The sequence below is a fragment of the Brevundimonas sp. genome (assembly GCF_013823285.1).
Classification (GTDB): Bacteria; Pseudomonadota; Alphaproteobacteria; order Caulobacterales; family Caulobacteraceae; genus Brevundimonas.
Window position 1 is genome coordinate 20,524 of the sequence record NZ_PNLV01000029.1, and the last position, 6,930, is coordinate 27,453.

The window sequence follows — 6,930 nt, forward strand, 5'->3', positions numbered from 1 at the left end:
ACTGGCCATCGCTTCTCAGTGGCCTGTTTCGGTAAGAGGCTTCATGTCCAGAACCTTCACGCGCGAAGAATTCTACGAGCTCGTATGGTCCAAACCGATGACGCAGTTGGCCAACGAGTTCGCACTGTCGGACGTCGCGCTTCACAAGATCTGCCGGAAGCATGGCATTCCGAACCCGCCATTGGGGTGGTGGGCGAAGAAGGCCGCAGGCAAGCCGGTCGAACGCACGCCTCTGCCCCCCCTCACGTCGGGCGATCGAGCCAGAACGATTACAATTGCGGAGGGGCACTTGAAGCCAGAACCGGAAGCGATGGCGGCCGTACGCGAGAAGGCGCGTCTGCTAGCTTCCTCCATTGAGGCTGAGGCCGAAACGCCTTCGCATGCCGTCGTGACCGAAACGCTGAGGGCTCTCCGCAATGCAGGCCCTCCGACCCTACAGGGCCTGGTGTCGGTCTCCGGGCCCGGTCGGGTTAAGGTCGAGGTCTCGCCGGGCTCATTCGATCGCGTTGAACTGATCCTGGGTCGACTGGCTGCGGCCGGCGATACACTTGATGTTGAGCTGGCAGCGGATGAGAGCGGGGCATTTCTCAAGCACCAAGGGGAGATGATTCGCTTCTCGATATCGGAGAGCTACCGGCGACACAAACATGCGCCGACCGAGATCGAACAGGCCCAATTGAACGCTTGGAAGAAGAAGCACGACAAAGCCCTGCGGCGAGGCGGCTGGGACGTGGTCATGCTTCCTGATCTGCCCCGGCTTCCGGAATGGGACTATGTGCCGACGGGCCAACTTTCGCTCGAAATGCAGGCTCCTTGTTTGTATGGGGTGTCACCTCGTCGCAGCTTCCGAGACGCGAAGATCCAGCGCCTCGAGAAGATGACCGGTGACATCCTCGTGGGCGTCCATGTTCTCGCTGCGGCCATGCAAGAGGATCGGCTACGACGCGAGGCTGCCGACAGGCAGCGGCGCGAGGCCGAAGAGCGCAGAGAGCGCGCGCTACGCGAACGGCATGTTTGTGAGCGTCGCAACGCCGCGTTGGACCACCTGCTTCAAGAAATCGGAGAGCTAGACCGGCTGCGGCGACTATTGACCGCCCTGCATGGCGAGCTAGGGGATCGGCCATCCGGGCGGGTGGGTGAATTCATGGCCTTCGCGGAACTGCGCCTCCATGAAAATGAGCAGGCGCTTCGGGCTACAGGCTTATCGTCGCGGTTCGAGAGCGAGCGGCTCTTCGGCGACGACGACGATCACGACTTCCGGCCTCCCGTTTCTCGATACTGAGTCCCTTCAGTCGGACACGACATTGCCAACTGTGCTGTTCGCAGATGGCGCCGATTGTCCTAGGAGCGACGAGGCGGATGAAGTGGAGAACAACAGCACGGCCAGCATTGAGGGCTTGTCTCGTACCGCCCCGCATCGCACTGCTGGGGGTGACAGGAGGGACCCGGTGCCAAGCTTATTCTTCTCGTACTCGCACGCTGATGAACGACTGAGGGATCAGCTCGAAAAGCAGCTCGCCATGCTGAAGCGGCAAGGCGTGATTGAGATCTGGCACGACCGCCGGATCATCGCCGGTGAGAACATCGACCGTGCCATCGACGAGCATATCAACAGTGACGAGATCATTCTGCTTCTCGTCAGCCCAGACTTCCTCGCTTCTGACTACTGCTACGAAATCGAGATGAAGCGGGCGATGGAACGCCATGCGGCAGGCGAAGCCGTTGTCATTCCGGTGATCCTCCGAGCCTGCGACTGGCACCATGCGCCATTTGGAAAGCTCAGCGCCACGCCCCGCGACGGAAAGCCTATCATCCAGTGGCCGGATACGGACGAAGCCTTCCTCCAGGTCGCCAAAGCGGTCCGAGGAGCCGTCGACAGCCTTTCGAAGAGGACGAGTGCGCCAGCAGCTCAATCCCGCATTCCAGCACCGCCAGTTGCTCTGCTCGCTACTGGCTCCTCGGGACCTCGTTCCAGCAATCTCAGGCTGGCGAAGTTGTTCACCCAACGCGACAAAGACCAGTTACAAACTGAGGCGTTCGATTTCATCGCACGCTTTTTCGAGAATTCCCTGGTCGAGCTAGCTGAGAGAAACGAGGGAGTCCAAGGGTCATTCCGCCGCGTGGATGCTAACCGGTTCTTCGCGACGATCTACCAGAATGGAGAGGATGTGGCTCGCTGCACCATCTACATGGGCGGCGGCGCGTTCGGCGGAGGTATCAACTACATTCAAGGGCATGCTTCAGAGAGCAATGCCCTGAACGAGTCCCTGTCTGTCCAAGCTGATGACCAGTCCATGTATCTCCGCCCCATGGGGATGGCTTTCATGGGCGGCGAGCGGGACCCGAAGCTTTCTCTCGAAGGGGGCGCAGAGTTCTTCTGGGCCCTACTGATCCATACCCTGCAACAGGGCTGAGGAGATGGTTCGCCCGGAGAAGGTACGCCAGCGACTCTGGCGTCGGTAGGTCGTGCCGGGGCTTCCGCTAATCATGTAGCCATGGTGCGATGGTCGCCTGATTCACTGGGGTGGAGGCGTACGCCTAATACTGCTGCTCAGACCTGCCAGGCTACCGCTCGCCGGCGCGCCCTGGATTTCCACTTCGTAAGTGCCAAGATCGAGATAACACAGGCCGACCTCCACGCTCGGTGGCCAGATGATCCCAGGTCCGAGGAACCACGGCGTATGGGTAACCGGAACGGTCAGCGTCCGTCCGGCACCGACCAGAACCGCAAGGTGCGGTGACATCGGCAAAAATCGACAGACCGGGGGTCCGAGATCAGGGCGGGGCACGATGACGCTCAGTAAGTGCGCACCAACGGTCGGCTTCTCCTTCGCGGCTTCCGTCCGGATCAAGTCCGCCAGGACCTTCTCCAGCGCCAATGCGGTAAGGCTTGGTGCCTCTCGGCCCCTGAATGGCGTAACGGCCTGGGCAAGGGTGTCAGGGGTGAGCGGCGCGCCGATCGCTGCTATGCGGAACTTCTTATCACAGGGCCAGCGCCGCTCAGCTTGGCTTAGCTCCGTTCGGCCGCCGCCCCGCGTGATGGAGGCGAGGACCGGACGTGCCCGGTTCTTCCCCACGGCTTGCCATCCCGCGACCGTCACCTCCAAGCGATACAGGTCAACGTTGCTATCCGTTAGGCCCTCAATTGCTTTTCGAAGAACTTGGATGACCTGTCCGACATCACGACGCGCCGGTGCCCGGCCGTAACTCTTCACAGGTCGCCCATCAGGGTGACGAGGCAAGGCGGCTCCCCAGAGCTGTTCCGCGATCCACTCGTCGGTCGGCAAAACACCCTGATAGGCCAAGCCAGCGTAACCGATTACCAGGAATCCGTCTTTGGCCCTGTACACAACCGTCTTGTTCGACATTGGATCATGGATTTTCCATCCGTCGCGCGTCACCAGCCTGTCGCTCAGATGCAAGACCATGTGCGGTGTGACCGCCGTCAGAATGAGCGTCATCGCACTTGCCTCGCGTGGGTCGTAATTTCACACGGCCCACGAATTCATAGGCCACAGTCGATAGGAAGCTTCGCGATTTTCCCCGATGAGTCGGCCGTGGCGGGCTGTCAGGCTGCCGATCAACGAACGTTTCGCCCCGGTGCTGCGCGCCGAAGAAGCCGCAGGCCTTGGACCCTGCAATTCCGGCTTTCTCCTTTTCGGCCAAAGCGCCAAGGGTAGGGCGGCTTGGCCCCAGCACTACGCACCTCTTGCGAACTGATGGATGACTCAACGGCTCTGCAGAAGTCCTTCTCGGCTGTAGGTGTTCGGGTACAGTGTCTATGATCCAAAAAAGGATCCAAGATCTCAGCAGCCCTCAGAGGGCCATCAAGAGAGCGGAGGCTCTATGGCCAAGCCGACGTCGCCCGGGACGCCTAAGAAGAAGGGCAAGAACTACACGGCAGAGATCCGCGCGCTGGACTGGGCCAGCCTGAACACCCTATGGGGAAAAATCCTCAAGGGGCAAACCCCAGGTTGGCCTTCAGGGATCGCTTTCGAACATCTAGTCCTCCGCGCCTTCGAGCTAGAGGGAGCCGTCGTCACTTGGCCCTATAACGTTCGCCTTGAAGATCAGGTCGTGGAACAGATCGATGGTCTGGTTTCCGTTGATGGGATGATCTTTCTCGCTGAGAGCAAGGACCTCAAGACGGACGTTAATGTCGAGCCGATCGCCAAGCTCAGGAATCAGCTCCTTCGTCGGCCGGCAGGCGTAGTGGGCTGCGTCTTTTCGTCCAAGGGATTTACCCTGCCAAGCAAAACTCTCGCGCAGTATATGTCCCCGCAGGCAATTCTCCTGTGGCACGGCTCAGAGATCGAATTGTTACTCGGTGCCAAGGGTGGATTCGTTCAGGCCCTCAAGAAAAAACATTATTGGCTGGTCCGCGCAGGCGTGCCCGACTTCAACATCCTAGTGGGCGAAACTTGATGGCAACGTATCTAATCGTCGAAGCCCGCTTGGAGGCCGCCGTGATGAGGACGCTGCTCGAAGCAGCGGATATCCAGGATGTGAAGGTCTTGTCGGGGGAGGGAAAATCCTCCGCCTTATCGTTGGCGAAATCCATTGGACTCACACGCTCCGAAAATGTGGCGGTCCTTGTTGATGCAGACACCATGGACGCTCGCAGGATTGAAGAGCAATATCAGGCATTTACGGACCTGAACGGGTCGGCTGACGGCTTCGTGCGGCTCTTTCTCGCCGTGCCGACGCTCGAGGAAGCCTTATTCCCCGACGTCGAAACGTTCTGCAATATATTCAAGGTGGCGCTGACCGGGCGCCAGCACGCTAGGTTCCAGACTGACCGAATGAGCGTCATCCGTTCGCTTCTCACAATACCCGGCGATGGTGAGACGCGCATCAAGCCCCACGCAAGAATGGACAAGGAGGCAGCGCGAGAAGGGTTCGGTCGTCCGCTCCTCAAGGAACTCCTCAGCTATCTCCGACAGGACTCCTCGAAATAGGTGCGGAAGCTGCGCCGCGACGGATGAAGCCGAGAACTATTGTGCGAGCGTGGCGCTGGCAAGCTGACTTCTGGACTGCGCCACGAGCGGACATTCGGACCTTGGCTCGAAGCAGACATTCATCCGCTGTCCCCGCGATGTGCAGGAGGGTGACACAGGTTGCCTGATGAGCTCGGCATGGCTCAGATCAGGTCAATCGCAAGACAGAACCGCGCCGGTCTTGGGAGCGATTTCTAGCACGCGGCCATCCTCGGTACGCCAGGCATCGGCCTGCCAGCGGAAGATCGACGCTATTGGTGCGTCAAGCGCGTTGCAGACTACGTACAGAATGTACCGCTTGCGATGATCTGGGTTGTTCATCGCAGCGAACTCGTTGGGCGTCACTTCGCATGAAAGCCGAAGACCGCTCAGCCCCTTGACCTCGACCAACCAGGTTCCTTCGACGCCTGCTGCTTCAAGGTCCCATCCCTTCGCTTCGCGTTCCACGCTGATGACTTCGCAAGCGCCCCCCACATCCGATTGGAAATAGGCACCTGCGTGTCTTACAGCCGCTTCCTCCACGGCCTTTCGCAATTCGGGATCGGTCTGGCGGCGCCCCCCTTTGCCTCTGGCCTTTCTACCTGCTTTGGACTTGAGGATGCGCCGCTGAGTGTTGGCAATATAGGCGTTCACCAAGCTGTCGATTGTGGGATGACCGTACCAAGCGGGACTTTGCCCAAATCCAGCGTCAGCGGTCCGCCGGCTCTCGACCCGAAATGTCCGGGCCTCTGGCGGCAGTAGAACGGCGTCGGCCGCCTGGACCTCGGCCGTGATAGGGATGGCCTCTCCGTTGGGCATGAAGCGCGGATTGGGGCCCGGCGTGGCGGCTCTGTAGACCCTCGCGTTCAAGTACCAGCCCACGATAAGGGTGCGCCCTCCCTTTGGCTCTCTCGCCATCCAGACAACAGTGACGCCATCGACATATGGAGCATCCCTATCAGCCGCTGCCAGACGCTCGATCCGCAGGCCCCTGCTGCTTCCAGGACGGCAACCACGTACGAGTCCGTCTGCGTCTGGGAGAAAGTTGAAGGCCTCACCGCCAAATCGATGATTGGCCAGGAACTGATGACCGCCGCTGATGGGATCATTGGAATGCCCTGAGTAGGCTGCCATCCAGCCGATGTTAAAATAGATGATTGGCGCGGACGTCATTGGCATTCCCCTGATTTTCGACATCAGGTACGAGTCGATATCTCGGTACAACTGTCGACTTGCCCGTTTCCGACTGCTGGGCAAGCTACAGGCACTGGTTACTGTCACGGCCATAGACTGGCGAGCGTACGCGTCGATCCTGGATGCGACGTGCAAGGAAAGCGCAGCCCAAGTTCTTGAAGGAGATGTCTGATGGTGCAGGTGGTGACATTCGGCGTTCAGAGCGCCCCTCCTAAACGCGAGCAGGCGCCGCCTCCCGGAACGCTCGTCGCGGGCCAAACCGAGGGCGAACCCTGGGTGGGTTTGGTGTGTCGGGACGAGAGGGGAGATCAGGACTACTACCTCATGCTCACCGGGCCATCCCGGTTCGAGATCCGGGGCATTCACAACATTGACTATCCGGCGGACATCCCAGGAACCCTTCTGATTGAGCCCCTGCAGGGCGACTTGGGATTTCAACTGCCTGCGGCTCCCGCCGATTCTCCCATAGCGCTGCTGATGACAGCCGACGGCCGCCCCCATCTTCGGGTGGGAATAGAGTTCGGCTCCGGTCCCCGGGAATATATCAGTATCGATCTGGCCACGGGGCTGGAGGCGCCGGCCATCCGTCACCGTCTGCTTCTCAGCCGGTTCCGTTTCTTGGTGCAATTGGAAGGTCGGGAAGATCCGATCGAGCTGGCGCGGTTTGATTGATCACCTAACAAGAGCGCGTCGAGCTTCGACTTGCATGCGCCATTTACTGACATTGACGCGCCTCCAGGAAGGTGACGTTCGCAGTGGA

The 6,930-nt window shown here is 60.0% G+C and carries 7 protein-coding genes; 5 read left to right on the forward strand and 2 right to left on the reverse strand.

Translation table 11 applies throughout. The features are described 5' to 3' along the window. The first annotated feature begins 43 nt into the window (after positions 1-43). Positions 44-1,282, forward strand: coding sequence for a hypothetical protein (locus tag C0461_RS06185; RefSeq protein ID WP_292104918.1), 1,239 nt, complete (start codon positions 44-46; stop codon positions 1,280-1,282). Between the two features lie 82 nt (positions 1,283-1,364). Beyond that, entirely contained in the window at positions 1,365-2,414 is a 1,050-nt protein-coding gene (locus tag C0461_RS06190; RefSeq protein WP_292104920.1) for a toll/interleukin-1 receptor domain-containing protein, read from the forward strand. Positions 2,415-2,516: 102 nt separating this feature from the next. Here C0461_RS06190 and C0461_RS06195 read toward each other — a convergent pair whose 3' ends face one another. Further along, positions 2,517-3,461: a hypothetical protein gene (locus tag C0461_RS06195; RefSeq protein WP_292104922.1), complete on the reverse strand. Its 945-nt coding sequence runs from the start codon at positions 3,459-3,461 to the stop codon at positions 2,517-2,519. A gap of 385 nt (positions 3,462-3,846) precedes the next feature. Between C0461_RS06195 and C0461_RS06200 the strand changes: the two genes are divergently transcribed. Next, positions 3,847-4,425, forward strand: a complete 579-nt coding sequence (locus C0461_RS06200; protein ID WP_292104923.1) for a hypothetical protein — start codon at positions 3,847-3,849, stop codon at positions 4,423-4,425. 44 nt (positions 4,426-4,469) lie between these two features. Next, on the forward strand, positions 4,470-4,958 hold the full coding sequence (locus tag C0461_RS06205) for a hypothetical protein (RefSeq protein WP_292104925.1): 489 nt from the start codon (positions 4,470-4,472) through the stop codon (positions 4,956-4,958). A gap of 192 nt (positions 4,959-5,150) precedes the next feature. On the opposite strand, the gene C0461_RS06210 is transcribed toward C0461_RS06205, so the two are convergent. Beyond that, positions 5,151-6,149 (reverse strand): DUF3883 domain-containing protein, encoded by a 999-nt coding sequence (locus C0461_RS06210; protein WP_292104926.1) that lies wholly within the window; start codon positions 6,147-6,149, stop codon positions 5,151-5,153. Between the two features lie 192 nt (positions 6,150-6,341). Here C0461_RS06210 and C0461_RS06215 point away from each other — a divergent pair, with 192 nt between their 5' ends. After that, a complete protein-coding gene (locus tag C0461_RS06215) occupies positions 6,342-6,842 on the forward strand; it encodes a hypothetical protein (protein ID WP_292104927.1) in 501 nt (166 codons plus the stop codon). The last annotated feature ends 88 nt before the right edge of the window (positions 6,843-6,930 follow it).

What these genes read in the sequence shown, in the direction of transcription:
- C0461_RS06185 (WP_292104918.1), top strand. Translation starts at nt 44, where the DNA reads ATGTCCAGAACCTTCACGCGCGAAGAATTCTACGAGCTCGTATGGTCC.
- C0461_RS06195 (WP_292104922.1), bottom strand. Translation starts at nt 3,461, where the DNA reads ATGACGCTCATTCTGACGGCGGTCACACCGCACATGGTCTTGCATCTG.
- C0461_RS06200 (WP_292104923.1), top strand. Translation starts at nt 3,847, where the DNA reads ATGGCCAAGCCGACGTCGCCCGGGACGCCTAAGAAGAAGGGCAAGAAC.
- C0461_RS06205 (WP_292104925.1), top strand. Translation starts at nt 4,470, where the DNA reads ATGAGGACGCTGCTCGAAGCAGCGGATATCCAGGATGTGAAGGTCTTG.
- C0461_RS06210 (WP_292104926.1), bottom strand. Translation starts at nt 6,149, where the DNA reads ATGACGTCCGCGCCAATCATCTATTTTAACATCGGCTGGATGGCAGCC.
- C0461_RS06215 (WP_292104927.1), top strand. Translation starts at nt 6,342, where the DNA reads ATGGTGCAGGTGGTGACATTCGGCGTTCAGAGCGCCCCTCCTAAACGC.